This window comes from Aristaeella lactis, assembly GCF_018118585.1.
GTDB lineage: Bacteria > Bacillota > Clostridia > Christensenellales > Aristaeellaceae > Aristaeella > Aristaeella lactis.
Genome location: NZ_CP069421.1, coordinates 363,054 through 379,675, shown reverse-complemented (window position 1 = coordinate 379,675; position 16,622 = coordinate 363,054). Strand labels below are relative to the sequence as shown.

General features: G+C 53.7%; 17 protein-coding genes. 6 read left to right on the top strand and 11 right to left on the bottom strand.

The features are described from left to right. The first annotated feature begins 34 nt into the window (after positions 1-34). The 6 genes from JYE50_RS01825 (at position 35) to JYE50_RS01800 (ending at position 5,169) form a co-directional block, all read left to right on the top strand. Positions 35-622 (top strand): RNA polymerase sigma factor, encoded by a 588-nt coding sequence (locus tag JYE50_RS01825; protein WP_084096514.1) that lies wholly within the window; start codon positions 35-37, stop codon positions 620-622. Continuing rightward, the gene (locus tag JYE50_RS01820) at positions 552-1,937 is read left to right on the top strand and encodes a hypothetical protein (protein WP_084096515.1); all 1,386 of its coding nucleotides are present in this window, start codon (positions 552-554) and stop codon (positions 1,935-1,937) included. Before JYE50_RS01825 ends, JYE50_RS01820 begins: the two co-directional genes overlap by 71 nt. Before the next feature lie 396 nt (positions 1,938-2,333). Continuing rightward, complete coding sequence (locus JYE50_RS01815; protein WP_283399239.1) at positions 2,334-2,918, top strand: hypothetical protein; 585 nt, start codon at positions 2,334-2,336, stop codon at positions 2,916-2,918. 171 nt (positions 2,919-3,089) lie between these two features. Continuing rightward, positions 3,090-3,647 carry a transglutaminase-like domain-containing protein gene (locus tag JYE50_RS01810; RefSeq protein WP_084096516.1) on the top strand — a complete coding sequence of 186 codons (558 nt, stop codon included), beginning with the start codon at positions 3,090-3,092 and terminating at the stop codon, positions 3,645-3,647. 46 nt (positions 3,648-3,693) lie between these two features. After that, positions 3,694-3,951, top strand: coding sequence for a hypothetical protein (locus JYE50_RS01805; RefSeq protein WP_084096517.1), 258 nt, complete (start codon positions 3,694-3,696; stop codon positions 3,949-3,951). A gap of 135 nt (positions 3,952-4,086) precedes the next feature. Continuing rightward, on the top strand, positions 4,087-5,169 hold the full coding sequence (locus JYE50_RS01800) for a GGDEF domain-containing protein (RefSeq protein WP_084096518.1): 1,083 nt from the start codon (positions 4,087-4,089) through the stop codon (positions 5,167-5,169). Positions 5,170-5,377: 208 nt separating this feature from the next. Here JYE50_RS01800 and JYE50_RS01795 read toward each other — a convergent pair whose 3' ends face one another. The 11 genes from JYE50_RS01795 to JYE50_RS01745 all read right to left on the bottom strand — a co-directional run bounded on the left by JYE50_RS01795 (position 5,378) and on the right by JYE50_RS01745 (position 16,343). Then, the gene (locus tag JYE50_RS01795) at positions 5,378-6,451 is read right to left on the bottom strand and encodes a haloacid dehalogenase-like hydrolase (protein WP_179138389.1); all 1,074 of its coding nucleotides are present in this window, start codon (positions 6,449-6,451) and stop codon (positions 5,378-5,380) included. Between the two features lie 482 nt (positions 6,452-6,933). Further along, complete coding sequence (locus JYE50_RS01790) at positions 6,934-7,806, bottom strand: AraC family transcriptional regulator (protein ID WP_084096520.1); 873 nt, start codon at positions 7,804-7,806, stop codon at positions 6,934-6,936. 10 nt (positions 7,807-7,816) lie between these two features. After that, positions 7,817-8,758, bottom strand: a complete 942-nt coding sequence (locus tag JYE50_RS01785) for a Gfo/Idh/MocA family protein (protein WP_179138390.1) — start codon at positions 8,756-8,758, stop codon at positions 7,817-7,819. Between the two features lie 426 nt (positions 8,759-9,184). Next, complete coding sequence (gene lysS, locus JYE50_RS01780; protein ID WP_084096522.1) at positions 9,185-10,708, bottom strand: lysine--tRNA ligase; 1,524 nt, start codon at positions 10,706-10,708, stop codon at positions 9,185-9,187. Between the two features lie 31 nt (positions 10,709-10,739). Further along, positions 10,740-11,216 (bottom strand): transcription elongation factor GreA, encoded by a 477-nt coding sequence (gene greA / locus JYE50_RS01775; RefSeq protein ID WP_084096523.1) that lies wholly within the window; start codon positions 11,214-11,216, stop codon positions 10,740-10,742. 206 nt (positions 11,217-11,422) lie between these two features. Beyond that, complete coding sequence (locus JYE50_RS01770; protein ID WP_179138391.1) at positions 11,423-11,581, bottom strand: hypothetical protein; 159 nt, start codon at positions 11,579-11,581, stop codon at positions 11,423-11,425. 111 nt (positions 11,582-11,692) lie between these two features. Next, positions 11,693-12,409: a metallophosphoesterase gene (locus JYE50_RS01765; RefSeq protein ID WP_084096524.1), complete on the bottom strand. Its 717-nt coding sequence runs from the start codon at positions 12,407-12,409 to the stop codon at positions 11,693-11,695. Further along, positions 12,406-13,254 (bottom strand): hypothetical protein, encoded by an 849-nt coding sequence (locus tag JYE50_RS01760; protein ID WP_084096525.1) that lies wholly within the window; start codon positions 13,252-13,254, stop codon positions 12,406-12,408. Before JYE50_RS01760 ends, JYE50_RS01765 begins: the two co-directional genes overlap by 4 nt. Continuing rightward, positions 13,251-13,409: a hypothetical protein gene (locus JYE50_RS01755; RefSeq protein WP_179138392.1), complete on the bottom strand. Its 159-nt coding sequence runs from the start codon at positions 13,407-13,409 to the stop codon at positions 13,251-13,253. Before JYE50_RS01755 ends, JYE50_RS01760 begins: the two co-directional genes overlap by 4 nt. Continuing rightward, positions 13,399-15,420 carry an excinuclease ABC subunit UvrB gene (gene uvrB, locus JYE50_RS01750; RefSeq protein WP_084096526.1) on the bottom strand — a complete coding sequence of 674 codons (2,022 nt, stop codon included), beginning with the start codon at positions 15,418-15,420 and terminating at the stop codon, positions 13,399-13,401. Before uvrB ends, JYE50_RS01755 begins: the two co-directional genes overlap by 11 nt. Continuing rightward, the gene (locus JYE50_RS01745; RefSeq protein WP_084096527.1) at positions 15,402-16,343 is read right to left on the bottom strand and encodes a ribonuclease Z; all 942 of its coding nucleotides are present in this window, start codon (positions 16,341-16,343) and stop codon (positions 15,402-15,404) included. The genes uvrB and JYE50_RS01745 overlap by 19 nt, the downstream gene beginning before the upstream one ends. Positions 16,344-16,622 lie beyond the last annotated feature (279 nt).

Here is a 16,622-nt window from a genome sequence, read left to right as displayed (position 1 = left end):
TCGTCTGTATAAGTGAAAGGAGGTCGGTCACCGGATGATTGCGGAAAAGGGCCCATCCTGCAATACAGAGGATCTGTTTGACCGTATGGTACTGGAGTACCAGCTGCCGCTGAAACGGCTGTGTTTTATGTACCTTCGTGACATGTCACTCGCGGAAGACGCGGTTCAGGAAACCTTCCTGAAGGTATATAAAAGCCTCCGGCAATTCAGGGATGACTGCAGCATGAAAACCTGGATCATGAAGATAGGAGTAAACACCTGCAAGGACATGCTCCGTTCCGCGTGGTTCCGCCACCATGACAGGCGCGTCACGCCGGATGACCTTCAGATCGCTGCCGGGGATGACAGCCGGGACGAGGAAGCTGAAGCCCTGGGACAGGCAATCCTGAAACTGCCTGTCCGGTACAAGGACGTAATCCTCCTTTACTATTACCAGGACATGAATCAGGCGGAAATTGCGGATATCCTGCACACCTCCGTCTCAACTGTATCAAGACGATTAGATCACGCCCAGGGATTACTGCGGGACGTGCTGAAAGGAGGACAGGAAGATGAGTGGATCCAATATCCATCAGAAAGTTCATCAGGCTGTGGAGCAAGTCACCTCAGCCGCGAAGCCTGACCCCTGGCTGGCGCAGAAGATCCGCGTCCGGGCGCAGGGAAAGGAAGAACAACATATGAAGAAGAAACTGCCCGCCGGTGCAGTCATCGTCATAGCCGTTATGCTGCTCATGACCGCCGTGGCTGCCGCGGTCACAAACGGGTTCGGCCTGATAAAGCATTTCCCGGACCAGGCTGAAAACACCGCTTTCACAGACAGAATCATGACAATAGGGCAAACCTGGGAAGGCAAATACTTCAGTGCCGAAATCAGTGAGGCCGTTTTTGACGGAGCCAAGCTGAGGTTCACCATGAGTGTAACGCCCAAGGAAGACGCTGAACGGGTCTATGTCATCCCCTCCATCAAAGCCACAAGCGGGAGCAAAATTTGGCAGACCAATCTCTGGGTAGTGGACGGGCCTGATGATGGCAGGGGCTTCTGGGTTCCGGAAATTGAACCGCCATGCGGTCAGGAAAACGGAAGCCTGGATGACATGATCTTTGAGGCTGATCTCCAGTATTCTGATAATAAGCCGATCACCATAGACCAGGATGTACAGTGGACAGTCACCTTCAATGTCCTGCACACGGACTGGAATATTGCTTATTCGGAATATTCTTTAGACGATATCATCGTATCTGACCCGGACTCCCAGAATGCGCCCAACATCGAGTCACTAATGTTCAAACTGACGAATCTTCAGGGACCGGCGACCATTAACTCCCGTTACCACGGAGCGCTGGCAGAAAATCTCTATAAGCTCCGGGAAGAAGCGTACGCACGGCATGAACTGCTGTTGTATAACAACGGTTATGGGCTGGAAGAGATCATCCTGTATCCGTTCGAGGATGAAGACGGTATCCTGTGCTTCGAAGGCGATCTGGACGAATACATTTTCAACCTGTATAAGCGTGATGTTTTCACACAGGAAGAAGAGGCGGTCTTCAGTTTCGAAGCGGAACGCGCTGAGATCCTGAAACTGCCGGCGCCTGTCAGCTTTACTCTTCCTGAAGAGCAGAAGTATACAGTCCCGAGGGCCGAAGCCACAGCAGACGGAATCAACGTTCTGGTCACGACAAAATATCTCAATGTGCCAAATGAATTCTATGATGATCTGGAGTGGGAATTTGTCCTGAAGTCCGATGAACCCGGACTCCTTGAGGGGAACGTCAACTACGATATGACTCATACTGACGCAAAAGAACTTTATGTAAACCATATACTGCAATACGTTGCCAACCGACCGCTTCATACAGTCACCCTGGTTCCTGTGCAGCACACAGCTGACGGCCCGGTGGAGCGGGACGACCTCGCCGTAATCCTCAACCTGGAATAAGGATTTCTCCCACGCTTAGACCCGGGCATCTGCCCGGGCCTTTTCATTTGTATAAAAAGAGCGGCGCCATGTGCTGTGGCGCCGCAAGAGAAAAGTGGGGAGAATCTATATCGAAACATCTCCGCCGGAAAATGAAACGGAACCGGCGTGGATGATGCCCGTCGTTGGCGGGAGTCGGCCGTGTCTCCCTTTGACAATTGCATCTTATTCCCCTTTCCTTATGTGTACCTAATGATTATGTGAAAAACTTCTGAACACTGCGTGTGTTCTTCGGAAACATGGCCCACTTCAGCGAAATACCCCTGTCTATTTGTCCTCATCCGGCCTGTTTTTCTCCTCCATTTTCCTTTACGATAGGTTCATCGGGAGGCACTTCTCCCAGGGAGGTTTTACGAGATGGAGATTTTTGCAGTTATTGTTGGAATCGGTATAGGATACTACCTCTACCGGAAAAACCGTCAGAACCGTATAGAAGACAATTATGAGGAAGACCGGTATGAACCCTCTGACTCCGGATACGTCACCCGGAACACGTCTTATGACGCACCCCGTCCCGTCGCTTCTGATGATGAACTTCGGGAGATCAATGAGGCCATCCATGCCGGTGAGCGTGCCCTGGACAGCCTGAATGAAGCCAAAAAGCAGCTGAATTCCGCCCGGAACTGGGGCATCTATGACATGCTCGGCGGCGGCATGATCTCCAGCTTCATCAAGCATAGCAAGATCGACAACGCCAACGAGTGGATGTCCCTGGCCAACCGCGACCTGCGCAACTTTGCCCGGGAGCTCCGGGATGTGGACGATGAGGATCTGCAGATCGATACCGGTTCCCTGGTATCCATGCTGGACATCTTCTGCGACAACTTCTTCAGTGACTTGATGGTCCAGGACAAGATCAACAACGCCCGCGCCCGGATCGACAATCTGTCCGACAGGGTTTACGAAGCTGTCGAAGCCCTGAAGAGAAGAGCCATGGCTTAACTGCCCCAGCCGGGGACAAATGTTCTGAGCAGAGGGATGATTCATTCAGTCGGGGGAGCGTTTCCCCCGGCTGTTCTTTTCATGTTCCCGGCTCTGTATGTGGCATTATTCCCCGTTTTATCGTATAGTATATAGCAGCATCATCACAATCATCATGAAGGAGATAAAGCCATGAAGAAGACTTTACAGAAACTGTTCATTCTCCTGTGCAGTGTTGTTGTTTTGACCGGCAGCACCGGGGCTGTTTTCGCGGAACCTGCGGAAGAAGAATCAATGTCTGCTTATCTTCTCCCTAATGAGATGGTCCCCTTCACAGAGGAATCAAAATACGTTCAGTTTGCTGCCGAATTTTGCGAAGGCATAACGGATCAGGAAGAGATCTACAACAAGCTTCTTGAGTATTTTGATGAAAACTTCGTGTATGACTACATCAAAAGTATAACCGTGGAAAACTATACTGTTCCGGATCCGGATGAATGCTGGCGCACCCGAATGGGAATAGAACTGGATCTTGCTTCCCTGATGTGCGCCATGCTCAGGAGTCAGGGAATTCCCACAATGCTGCTGGTTTCCCGGGAAATCACATATAAGTATCCTTCCGCCTGGGTGTTAGCCATGATCGGCGATCAGATCAAGGTTTGCAATCCCGCGATGCGGTTTATGAGTATCGATGACAGCAGCGCCGTCGCATTTTCCGAAGTACTGGCTTCCGATTACGATCTGTATTGATCCTGCCATCCCGACCGGAATAACAAAACAAAGGAATGTTCTGAAAATGAAGAAAACAGTTGAGTCATTGAAAACCCTTTCCCGCGGTTTTATCATCGCCGGAGTCATCATTCTCCTGCTCAGCGCCTATTACCTGGTCATCAAAGCCGGTATCCCCTACCAGGATCCGACTCCGGAGCTCCAGCTCCGGTACACCGTCAACAGCCATGTCGGTGATGAACTGCTTACCGCCGGACTGACCGCCCTGATTGTTGGCATCGTCGGCCGGGTGGTAACCGGCATCATTGGCAAAAACGTAAAATAACCAATAGAAAGTGTAAATGTTTTGCATTACACAGACTAATCTGTACAAAATATCTTGTACATTTCGCGATCCTGGTTTATTATGCATTATCAGGACTTTTATTTTCTCTGACGGGGAGCGTTTGAAAGCGTGTTAATGTTAAAGGAGTACATCATCCAGAACTGGGCTCTGATCCTGGTATCCCTGGCCTTCCTGATCTCGCTGAGAACCACCTCCTTTCTCGACAAAACCTTTGCCAACCGGATGTGCCTGCTGATTCTGGAGGTTCTGATCCTTTCCGTTATTGTTTTTGTTGAATTTTTCCTGAATGACCATGGCATTGTATGGAAGGGACGGTCCGTTCTGATGGCCATCCGTTACAGCGCCACCCCGTTCATTGATGCCCAGGTACTCTATACCCTGGTCAAAAAGCTCAAGCGGGCTATTTTCATTCCCGCCATTATCCTTGCGATCCTCTGTTTTATCAACATTTTCACCAACATCATCTGCCGCCCGCTGGAAGACGGTTCTATCCAGTACGGCCCGCTGCGGTTTCTTCCCTACATAATCCCCGGGCTGTACGGCAGCAACCTGATCTATGTCCTCTACAGGCGAAGCAATAAACAGTCCATGGAACTGATTCCCATCGCGTTCTTTGCTTTAACCCTGGGCTCCGGCGTCATCCTGCCTTTCCTGCTGGGTCCAATCTATTCACATATTTTCTGCGAAACCATCTCCATCGCCCTGTTTACCTATTATCTGTTCTCTATCCTGAACCTGACCAAACAGGATTCCCTGACCGGGCTTCTCAACCGCCAGGCCTGCTATGCCGATATGGAAACCGAGGCAGGCAGTATCACCGCCCTCGTCTCCATGGATATGAACGGCCTCAAGCGGATCAATGACACCCGCGGCCATGCCGCCGGGGATGACGCGCTGACCACCCTGGCACTTTGTTTCAAGCGTGCCGCCAAATCCCATCAGTCTGTTTACCGGATCGGCGGAGACGAATTCCTGATCATCTGCCAGCAGGCCCTGGAAAGCGATGTGCACCTGCTGATTGACCGCATCCAGAGGAATCTTGCCGAAACGGAATTCACCTGTGCCATCGGCTATAGCTGCTCGGAGAACGGTTCGAAATCCATCAGTGAAATGCTGAAGGAATCTGATGAAATGATGTACGCGGAAAAAGCCCGCTACTACCAGACCGCGGGCATCGATCGTCGTCGAGGACGTTAAAACCATTTAACGTCCACAACTCTACACTCTTCACTCTTCACTCCAAACAACGAATCGTCCCTAAAGCACATCCCCAAATGTCATCTCGACCGAAGCCGCAGGCGCAGTGGAGAGATCTGTGGGAACGAAAAGGACCGTCCCTATCGTTCCCTTCACGCATCAAAAAAGGAACGGACTCTATCCGTTCCTTTTTTCCATTCCTTCCCTATTAATCCGCAAGATCCTCCAGCCAGTGGAATGTCCCTGTCTTGCTCACTTCTTCCCCGTAAATCGTCCTGAAATCATCCTTCATCGAAATCACATAATAGCCGTTTGCTTCCCATTTTTCCCGCAGTTTCTGGGCTTTTTCCGTATTCCCGTAATCCTGTTCCTCGTTGTCCGCGATCAGCATAAACGCGGCGCTTTTGTAGCCATTATTATAGATCGTATAGTTGTGCATGCTCACATCGCCGCTGGAATTGCCAAAGGACAGGACAGGCTGGCGTCCGATCTCCCGAACGATCTGCAGCACCTTGTTCATCTTCAGGTTCTTGATCAGCAGGTTATCCGTACGAACAATGCAGTCATCACTGGTAAAGACATAATCCAGACCGTCAGTGTCTCCCTGGTTAACAGCCTCCACCGCCACATCCATGCCGATGATCTGCTCATAAGGGATATCCAGTATTCCTTCAATAAAGGTCCGGCAGATGAAACGGTCGCTTCCGCTGCAGATAAAGACCTTAAAGTCATTGTCCTGCAGGTATTCCACCACTTCGATCATCGGAACGTAAAAGGTGTTTGCATAGGTCATGCCTTCAAACCCGTCCGCGTCACGCACCAGGCAGTTGGTCACGAAATCCGCAAACTCTGACAGCGTCATACCGGAATAGGCCTTTGCAGCGTGCAGCGCGTGCTGCATAGGCATATCTTCCGGGAAAGATCCGTCCAGTGCGTGATCCCGGAGCATACGCCCAAACTCCAGCATCTCCTCATCCGGCTGCCAGGAACGGTCCTTCAGGATTCTCCAGGCAAGCAGATAATACTCCAGATAAGTCGGATTCAGTTCCGCGCAGAGCGTACCGTCCATATCAAAGACAGCGATCCGGTCCACCGGCGGAATATAGTCCGGCGACTCCTCATTCGTCACAGTTTCCACGTATTCGATCAGTGCCTTCAGCGCCGGCGCCTCCGGATTCCATTCCGCAAAAAGCTCTTCGCTTTCCTCCGCCAGTACCGGCACGGCAAATAACATCATTGTGATCATCATCAGCGCCATGACCACCGCGGTCAACTTTTTCATGATCATCCTCCTCCGCGTTTTATGCCAGCAAAACAATCCTCACCTGAAATATCTTCTGTTTTATAAACTCTGTGTATTATTATTCCCGTTTTCCTTTCCTTTTTCCTTCATTCCAGGGCAAACAATCAGGAACAATAGGAACAGCCGCAGACTAAGCAGAATTCAAAATGCAGAATTATTGTTTCTGCAGCCTGTCCCATGGTTGATACGGAGTCTTGGCCTTCGTGTCATCTCGACCGAAGCCGCAGGCGCAGTGGAGAGATCTGTGGGAACGAAAAGGACCGTCCCTATCGTTCCCTTTTCTGAAGTAGATGAAAGCATCTGCCTCTTTCGTATACCTGTTTGTAGAGATTTCTCTGCTCAGAAGAAAACTGACCACCTTTCTCTGGCGGTCAGTTTCCTTTGCCCCTTGGTTAATGTCATTATCTAAATGACATTGCGCCTTTGCGGTGCTTTACTCATTGTCTCAGGTCAAACGGCCATTAAACCACTGGAATCCAAAGCTCACACATCAGGTCCGGATTTCCGTTATCAAAATAAACCTCAAAATCCGGTGACACCTTTGATTCAAGTCCGCTCTGCGGCAGAAAATTTTGGTAATAGTTTTCCCACGCTTTTGAGATGCAGTCTCCATCTTTGCCATAGCAGTTGAATACTACATAGCGGCTTTTCCCTACTTCCCATTTTGTAAAGCCCTCCGGTGCCTGCCTAAAATCAAAGTCATCTGGGACAGCAACTGCAAGTGCGTAAACAAATGATGTGGAGTTCTCTTTCAGTTCAGAGCACAGCCCGAAAACTCTGTCATCATTTTTTTCGCGGAAGGATTTCAGCAGATCGAGTTTATTATTTGATATGCATTCACCCCAGAAATCAGAAATGCTGTGGTCATCATCATCTTCAATGATATCGACTGAAAAGGAACGTGGAATTGCGAGAAAAGTCACCGTTTTCTGCTCTGTCATCCTGTATCTGATGGGTGTTGCGCCTTCCATCGTGACTCTGATTGAAAGCGGATTGTACATTGCAAGGCTTCTGCCGCCGGCCTTTACCGCGCTTGGCGTAATGCCATGAAAGCGCGAAAATGCTTTTGTAAATCCATCCACGCTGTCGAACCAGTATTTCATCGCGAGATCTGTTACTTTTACGTCTGTGTACAAAAGCTCCTGTCCGGCAAGCGAAAGCCTTCTGTTCCTGATGTACGTGCCGGGAGTTATGCCTGAAATAAAGCGGAATGTCCTGTGAAATTCGTACGGCGACATATTGACGTGATTTGCGGCATCAACATAAGTGATGTTGTCGAGCATATGCGCTTCAATGTATTCCACAGCTCTTTGCAGTGTTTCGTAGCCTGTCATTGTATTCCTTTCACTGTCCGCCGCACATCATCCCGTTCATCTGCACGATCGTCTTCAAAGTGAGCAAAGCATGTTCAATATCAAGCCGTGACGGTTTGTTTTCCAGAATGGATTCCACAACATCATGGCATACCAGCTCATAGCAGTTCTGCTGAACAAGTTTAACTTCTTCCAGCTTTTCATCGGTAAAGATTTCAAGCTTTGTTTCTGTTCTTCCGTCCTGATAGCCGTCCTCAAAATAGCGGATAAAAGCCTTTTCAAATGTAGCCTCAAATCCTACGCTGAAAGGGCATGTGTCAACCAGTGATGAGTCTGCGTGAATCGTTGCCGTCGCATTTTTGAAGCTCATCAGCGCAGTTACCGCAGAACATTCAGGGCGGACGTTTCTGCCCGCAACCCGAATCGAATCCGGTTTACCCAGCAATTGTAGCACATAATCGATGTCATGATGCATTAAACTTAATGCAATGTTGTCCAGATCAAGATTGCCCCACCAGTGCGGTGTTTGTCGTCTGATATAAAAGTCGATGCATTCACCGTATCGGTTCTCTTCTTTCATCTGTTTCAAAAGCTGATACGGATATTCAAACTGCAGGAATAAATCGACAAATACACGGCGGTTGCATTCCTTTGCGGTTTCAAGGATTTTTTGTCCGTTTTCCGTTGTGTCGGCAAGGGGCATTTCTACAAAAACATGCTTTCCCGCACGCAGTGCTTTTATGGCATACTCAGCGTGAACCTTAGTCGGAAGACATACGTCAACAAGAGCGATATCCGAGTCGTTCAATATATCATCAAGATTCATCGTCGTTTTTACACCCAGCTCTGTTTCAACTTCCTTAAGCTTCTCCGGCTTGCGTCCCCATACGATGATTTCATCAACCACTTTTTCCCGGCGAAAAATTTTAGCGTGTTCTTTTCCAAAACCTGTACCTAAAACCGCAATTTTCATTTTCTGTAAACCTCCATAATATCGGTCGCGACGTTTTGTACAGAAAGTATAGTTCCTGCGGGAATAGCCTGCCCGAAATTTCTTGCGGAGTTTTGTCCGGGGCCGGAAAAACCTCTCCATTCAAAAAACAGCGCCAGATGGCGCTGTTTTATCCACCATTATTCATTTTTCAGTTATTGAGCAGTTGTCCAAATCTTTGATTTGGGCGAAGAGCCGATGACCGCCAGTGGCGGAAATCTCATCGGATCTGAGGTCAAGCGAAAGGGAGTAAGCTCCACAGTGTGGAGTTACGACCATTGAGATTGCGGAATACAACTGCCATGCTACAGCTGTCAAAGATCCGGAGTGATAATGAACGGATCTTTGGTAACAGCGATCGCAAAGTTTTCAGTAAAAAAGCACCGCATCTGCGGTGCTTTTTATAACTCACTTCTCCGTCTCTGCGGCTGCTTCCGCCGTCTTCTCTCCCTGCGGCTTCATCGTCGGGAAGAGCAGAACGTCGCGGATGGTGGAGGAATCGGTCAGCAGCATGATCAGCCGGTCCAGGCCGAAGCCCAGGCCGCCGGTGGGCGGCATGCCGTATTCCAGCGCGTTGACGAAGTCTTCGTCCACTTCGGCGTGGATGCCCTGGGAGGCACGGAGTGCCACCTGGTCTTCGAAACGCTTCCGCTGATCGATGGGATCGTTCAGCTCGCTGAAGGCGTTGCCCATCTCATGGCCGGTGATGAAGAACTCAAAGCGTTCGGTCAGCGCGGGATTCTCGGGCTTGCGCTTGGCCAGCGGAGAGATCTCCACGGGATAGTCAATGATAAAGGTGGGCTGCACCAGGGAAGCTTCGACATACTCATCAAAGAGGGCTGCCAGGCAGTCGCCCTTGGTGGCGTCCTTTTCCACGTGCACATCGCGCTTATCGCAGATGGCACGGGCTTCCTCATCGCTCTGCCAGGCGTTGTAATCCTCGCCGCAGGCTTCCTTCACGGCATCCGCCATGGTGATGCGCTTCCACGGGGCCTTCAGGTGGATCACTTCACCCTGGTAGGTCACGTCGGTGGTGCCCAGGGCCTTCATGGCAACGAATTCATAGAGCTGTTCGACCATCTCCATGACTTCCTTGTAATCCACATAAGCCTGGTAGGTTTCCACGGAAGTGAATTCAGGGTTGTGGGTGGCGTCCATGCCCTCGTTGCGGAAGATCCGGCCCACTTCATAGACTTTCTCAAAGCCGCCGACGATCAGGCGCTTCAGGTACAGCTCGGTCTCAATGCGCAGGAACATATCCAGGTCCAGGGCATTGTGGTGCGTACGGAAGGGACGCGCGCTGGCGCCGATCTCCAGGGTGTGGAGCACGGGGGTATCCACTTCGATGAATCCGCGGGAATCCAGGAACTCCCGGACGGCGGCAATGATCTTGCTCCGCTTGCGGAAGGTGTCCCGAACCTCGGGATTGACGATCATATCAACATAGCGCTGGCGGTAACGCAGGTCGGTGTCCGTCAGGCCGTGGAACTTCTCCGGCAGCACCTTCAGGCTCTTGCAGAGGAGCTTCACTTCTGTGGCATGAACGGAAATCTCACCGGTCTGGGTGCGGAAAACCGTGCCCTTAACGCCCAGGATGTCACCGATATCGTCCTGTTTGAAGGCCATGTAGGGTTCTTCTCCCACATCGTCCCGGCGGACGTAGATCTGGATATCTCCCTCTCCGTCCAGCAGGTGGGCGAAGGAGGCTTTACCCATAACGCGGCGGCTCGTCATACGGCCGGCGATGGTAACTTCCTTTCCTTCCAGCTCGTCAAAGCTGTTCAGGATCTGCTGGCTGCGGTGAGTGACGCCCCAGCTCGTGATCTCATAGGGGTTCTGGCCGGCGTCCAGCAGCTTCTGCAGCTTCTGGCGGCGGATGATCTCCTGTTCGCTCAGCGGCGGTGTGAGGGGCGTTACGGGATAGTCTGCCATATCGGTTTCATCCTTCTCTGTTTCGTTCAGTTTAGTTCTTCTTGATAGACACGATCTTGTAGCGGAGCGTGCCGGCAGGGATCACGATGGTGGCGGTCTGGTTCTTCTTCATACCGATCAGTCCGGCACCCACAGGGCTCTCGTTGGAGATCTTGTTCTCCATGGGATCCGCTTCATTCGCGCCCACGATGGAATACTCATAGGTCTCGCCGTCGTCCAGGTCCTTCACCTTCACGACAGTGCCGATGGACACCTTTTCAGTGGTGATTTCGTCATCCGCGACAACAGTAGCGGTGCGGATGGTCGCCTGCAGGCGGGTAATCTGCTCCTCCACCTTGGCCTGTTCCTTTTTGGCCTCGTCGTATTCGGCATTTTCACTCAGGTCACCGAAACCGCGGGCCACGGCGATCTGTTCGCTGATCTCGTTCCGGCGAACGGAAATGAGATAGTCCAGTTCTTCTTCGAGTTTCTTCAGACCGCTTTCGGTCAGGATCGTTCCTTCAGCCATGATGGGGACTCCTTTCATAGTAAGAGAAACACCCTGCTTCCGCTCCCGGTACAAGGTGTTTCAGGATCTTCTGAGGATGAAGTGCATTATACCTTTTTCCTCTATAATTGTCAACGCTTTGCGGGGATAAAGCCGTGTCCCGTTGTGTGTCCGGCGATCCGTCTCTCCCTTCCTCCGGCTGTTACCGGCGGAAGGCCCTTCACCCCTTATTTCTTCAGCAGTTTCAGGGCCGTAGCCAGCAGGTCGCCGACGGTATTGGCCCGCTTGACCTCCAGCTTGATCGCTTCCTTGGCGATAAAGTTCAGTTTGTCTTCCTTATGTTCCTCAAACCAGTCCAAAAGCAGTTTCAGATCTTCCTGTTCCATTTTCCTTACTCCTTTTCAGTCTTTAACACATTGGCGAAGCCAACATTTCACATCGCGAAGCGATATTTCACACTGGCGAAGCCAGTATTTCACATGCCCGGAGGGCATATTTCACTTACCAGACCCGGAAGTGTTAACAAGATTCAGTATGATCAGCTCGCAGGGATTTCCGATCCGCGGAATCCGCGGTTTCGCCCCGTTGGTCATTCCCCGTGAAACCAGCAGTTTCCCGCCGTCATACAGGCCATGGGTCAGTTTCGGAAAAAGCCCCTGGCCGGGGGCATACAGTCCGTGGCCCGCGATCTGGATCTGCCCGCCGTGGGCATGACCGGCAAGGGTCAGGTCAATATCCCGTCCGGACACGAAATCCCGGTATACCTCCGGGTGGTGGCACAGCAGGAGTCTGTAGCCCTCCTCCTTCTCAAACCGGTCCAGGAAAGCCAGGTCCGGCTGCTTTTCCTTTACGCTGGAAAGGCCGCCGATGCGGATCCCCATAAAGGAGATGCTCTCATTGTCCAGCAGGGTCACCTTGCTGGCCTTCACCTTTTCCAGGTACGCTGCCCTGTCCCGGAATTTCCTTTCGTGATTGCCGATGGAATAAAACACCGGGGCACACTCCGGAGCGGCTTCCAGGAAGCGATACGCGTTCTCGTTGTTCCGGCGGTGGCGGTCCACCAGGTCACCGGGAATCAGCACCGCGTCGCAGCGGGCAAACTCCTCCAGCACGTCTTCAAAGGGCGAGCTGTGAATATCCGCCGCCACTGCCAGCCGTAGCGGGCGTTCTATCTTTTCCGAGCGGAAGGTGTATTCCGTCAGTTGTCTTTTCATGCCTTTGCCTCATACTTCCGGCCCAGCACAAGGCACACAGCGCAGCCCGCCAGCAGCACAGCCGCCAGCACACCGGTCAGCATAAACGAGCCGGAAGCCACGTCCTGATACTGGATGGTCAGTCCTGCGGACGCCTCCCGGATCATGGACTGAATTCCCGCGGTCAGGTACAGGATTACCAGTGCCGCCAGCACGATAGCCGCGGCGCCCAGTGCGGAACCGATATACTTCAGGGAAGCGCGGACCCTTCCGGCTATCAGGGCGATCAGGCCGGCAATAAAGGCGCTGACCGCGAGCAGGGCCCAGGGCGTTCCGGCAAAGAACTCCAGCAGGTTCGCGATGTCCACCTTTTTGGCCGCCATCTGCAGGCCGATGCCGATCACCTGCTGCCGCATGGGCAGAACCATACGGAGCATGCTCCTGCGCACTTCCGCCGTGCAGTTGATCACCATGGATTCCGCTTCATCCCGTTCCAGCGCCGTAATGGCCGGATCCTTCGCGAAGATCTCCTCCAGGCCTTCCGGGTTCCACTCAACGTCCTCACCGGCTTTTCCGCTGGTCAGGATCCTGCTGTACCATTGGGATGCTTCTTTATGCAGCCCCCGCAGGGTCTCCTCATCCACAAACTCGATCACCGGCTCCGCGGTAAACCCGTAGAGGTCCGCCAGTTCCGTAATACGCTGCCGGGCCAGTTCCTTTTCCTCCCGGATCACCTCGTCCGAAACCTGCGCTCCGTCCTCCTGCAGGCCGGGAGCGATTACCTGGCGGCCGATCAGGCAGACACAGGAGAGCAGCAGCGTACCTGTCAGCGCAAACGCCAGGATCCAAAGAATCACTTTCTTCATGATACCACCGCCGCCTTGATCGCAACGCTGATCAGCTTGATCACCGTCGGCCCGAAGCGGACCGCAGCGAGAATAATCACCGCCAGGAACGGCAGAGAAAGCAGCAGCGGCGCAAACCAGATCCTTTTTCCGCTTTTCTTCGTTTCAGTGTTCACTCTTTCTTGTCCTCTCCCTTCGTCTGTGCCGCCGGCTCTGGTTGTCATCCTTCATGGGGGCTTCGCCCCGGAGCTCCAGCAGCCTGTCACGCAGCTTCGCGGCCCGTTCGAATTCCAGTTCCTTGGCCGCGGACAGCATCTCTTCCTCAATCTGGCGCATCAGCGCGGCCCGTTCTTCTTCATTCAACGCGGCGGGGGCAGTTTCCTCCACCTTGCGTGTGATCTCAAGCACGCTGCGGATCGCGTTGCGCACGCTCTCCGGCGTAATCCCGTTCACCCGGTTGTATTCCTCCTGCAGGGCCCGGCGGCGGTTGGTTTCCGACATAGCCTTCGCCATGCTCTCCGTCAGCTGGTCGCCGTACAGGATCACCCGTCCGTCCACGTTCCGGGCTGCCCGGCCGATGGTCTGGATCAGGGAGGTTTCACTGCGCAGGAAGCCTTCCTTGTCCGCGTCCAGGATCGCCACCAGGGCGACCTCCGGCAGGTCCAGGCCTTCCCGCAGCAGGTTAATACCCACCAGTACGTCAAACTCGCCCAGCCGCAGGTCCCGCAGCAGTTCCATCCGTTCCATGGTCTGGATATCGCTGTGCAGGTAGCGTACCTTGATGTCCAGTTCCTTCAGGTACTCGGTCAGGCTTTCCGCCATGCGCTTGGTAAGCGTGGTCACCAGCACCCGCTCGCCCTTCTCCGTCACCTTGCGGATCTCGCCCACCAGGTCATCCACCTGGCCGGTGGCCGGACGCAGGATCACCTCCGGATCCAGCAGGCCCGTGGGCCGGATGATCTGCTCCACCACCTGCTGTGCCCGCTCCCGCTCGTAAGGGCCGGGCGTGGCGGAAACAAAGATGGTCTGGCCGATCCGCTTCTCAAACTCCTCAAAGAGCAGCGGCCGGTTGTCAAAGGCGGAAGGAAGGCGGAAGCCGTAGTCCACCAGCGTGTTCTTCCGGGCCCGGTCACCGTTGTACATGGCACGGATCTGGGGCACGGTCACGTGGCTTTCGTCGATCATCACCAGGAAGTCCCCGGTGAAGTAATCCAGCAGCGTATAGGGCGCGTCCCCGGGTTTCCGGCCGTCAAAGTATCGGGAGTAGTTCTCAATTCCCTGGCAGTAGCCGATCTCCCGCATCATCTCAATATCATAGCGGGTACGCTGGGCGATCCGCTGGGCCTCCAGCAGCTTTCCGGCGGACTCGAATTCCTCAATCCGTTTCGCCAGGTCCTGCTCGATCTCCCCGATGTGCTCCTCCATATGGGCCGGGTCCGTGGCGTAGTGGGTGGCCGGGAAAAGCGCGGCATGCTCCAGCGTGGCCAGGGCGTGGCCGCTGACCGCCTCAATCACGGAAATGCGCTCAATCTCGTCCCCGAACAGTTCCACCCGCAAGGCCTTCTGGTTTTCACCGGCAGGGATGATCTCGATCACGTCCCCGCGAACCCGGAAGGTGCCCCGGTCAAATTCCACGTCATTCCGTTCATACTGGATATCGATCAGGTCCCGGATCAGCTTTGCCCGGCTGTATTCCATGCCCGGGCGCAGGGAGATCATCTGTCCTTCATACTCGCTGGGATCGCCCATGGAGTAAATGCAGCTCACGGAAGCAACAATGATAACGTCTTTCCGTTCCCGCAGCGCCGCCGTGGCGGAATGGCGCAGGCGGTCGATCTCATCGTTGATAGAGGCGTCTTTTTCGATATAGGTATCCGAGGAAGCGATGTACGCTTCCGGCTGGTAATAATCATAATAGCTGACGAAGTATTCCACCCGGCTGTCCGGGAAAAATGCCTTCAGCTCGCTGCACAGCTGTGCGGCGAGGGTCTTGTTGTGGGCTATGACAAGGGTGGGCTTCTGTACCTTCTCAATGACGGAGGCCATGGTGAAGGTCTTGCCGCTTCCTGTGACGCCCAGCAGGATCTGATCCTTCAGTCCCGCCTTGATGCCTGCCGCCAGGGCCTCTATGGCCTGGGGCTGGTCTCCGGAAGGCGCATAGGGCGCCTTCAGGACAAACTGGTCCATGCTTTTTCGCTGCCTTCCGGGTAGCGCAGGGTGACGGTTTCCCCGTCCTTCGCTGCCCAGGTCCTTTCAAAGATTGTCCGGGTCTCCGGAATATATTCCTCCGGATCCTCAATACTGGTGCTGAAATGGGTCAGCAGCAGGCCGCCCGGCTGTGTTTTCCGGGCAATCTCCGCCGCTTCCCTGTAAAGCATATGATGGTTTTTAAGGGCCTGCGGCATCTTTTCCTCGGTGCCGTACATGCCCTCCAGGATCAGCAGATCCGCGTCCGCGCAGTACTTGTCCAGCGTTTCGCAGGGACGGGTGTCCGTGGAGAACACCAGCGTGATCCCCTTCCGTTCCGCGCCGGTCACATCCGACGGGGTAACCCGCCTGCCGCCTATCCGTACGGTTTCGCCCTGCTGCAGGCGTTTCCAGTCCGCCATGGGAACCTCCAGGGCCTTTGCCTTTTCAGGATCGAAGACCGCGCCCCGGGGCAGGAACATCCGGTAGCCGAAGCAGGGAATGCCGCCGTGGTTCACCGGGAAAGCCCGGATTTTCAGGCCGATCAGTTCGATCTCCCCGCCCTCTGCGGGCATCTCATGCAGGTGCACCGCAAAGGAAAGCGGCGGCACAATGACACACAGTCCCTCCACCACGCGCTTGAGACCCCGCGGTCCCCAGATGTGGAAGGGTTCATCCCGTCCTGCCTTCTCCAGGCTCAGCAGGAGTCCCGCAATGCCCGTGCAGTGATCTCCGTGATAATGGGTTAGCAGCATGCCGTCCAGGCAGCGGAATCCCCAGCCTAACTTGCGGATCCCCACCTGGGTGCCTTCCCCGCAGTCGATCAGGAGACTGCGTCCGTTCACCCGTACATACAGGGAGGAAAGTGCCCGCTCCGGAATAGGAAGCGTTCCCCCGGTCCCGAGGGTGCAGAATTCCATCATGTCCTTTCCTCCCAAAAATCCAATTCAGAATTCAGAATTAAGAATTCAGAATTATTAGTATACCAAAACCTCAGATGTCATCTCGACCAAGGCCGCCTGCGGCCGCGTGGAGAGATCTCTTCCGGGGTCTAATTAGGACATCATTGTCCGCAGGCACACGCCCCTCCCATTGTCATCTCGACCGGAGCCGCAGGCGAAGTGGGGAGCGAGCCGAATGTCAGCCCAGTGGGCTGTCGGCGAAGCCGAAATGAGACGAACGAGTCAACCGAAACGAGCAAT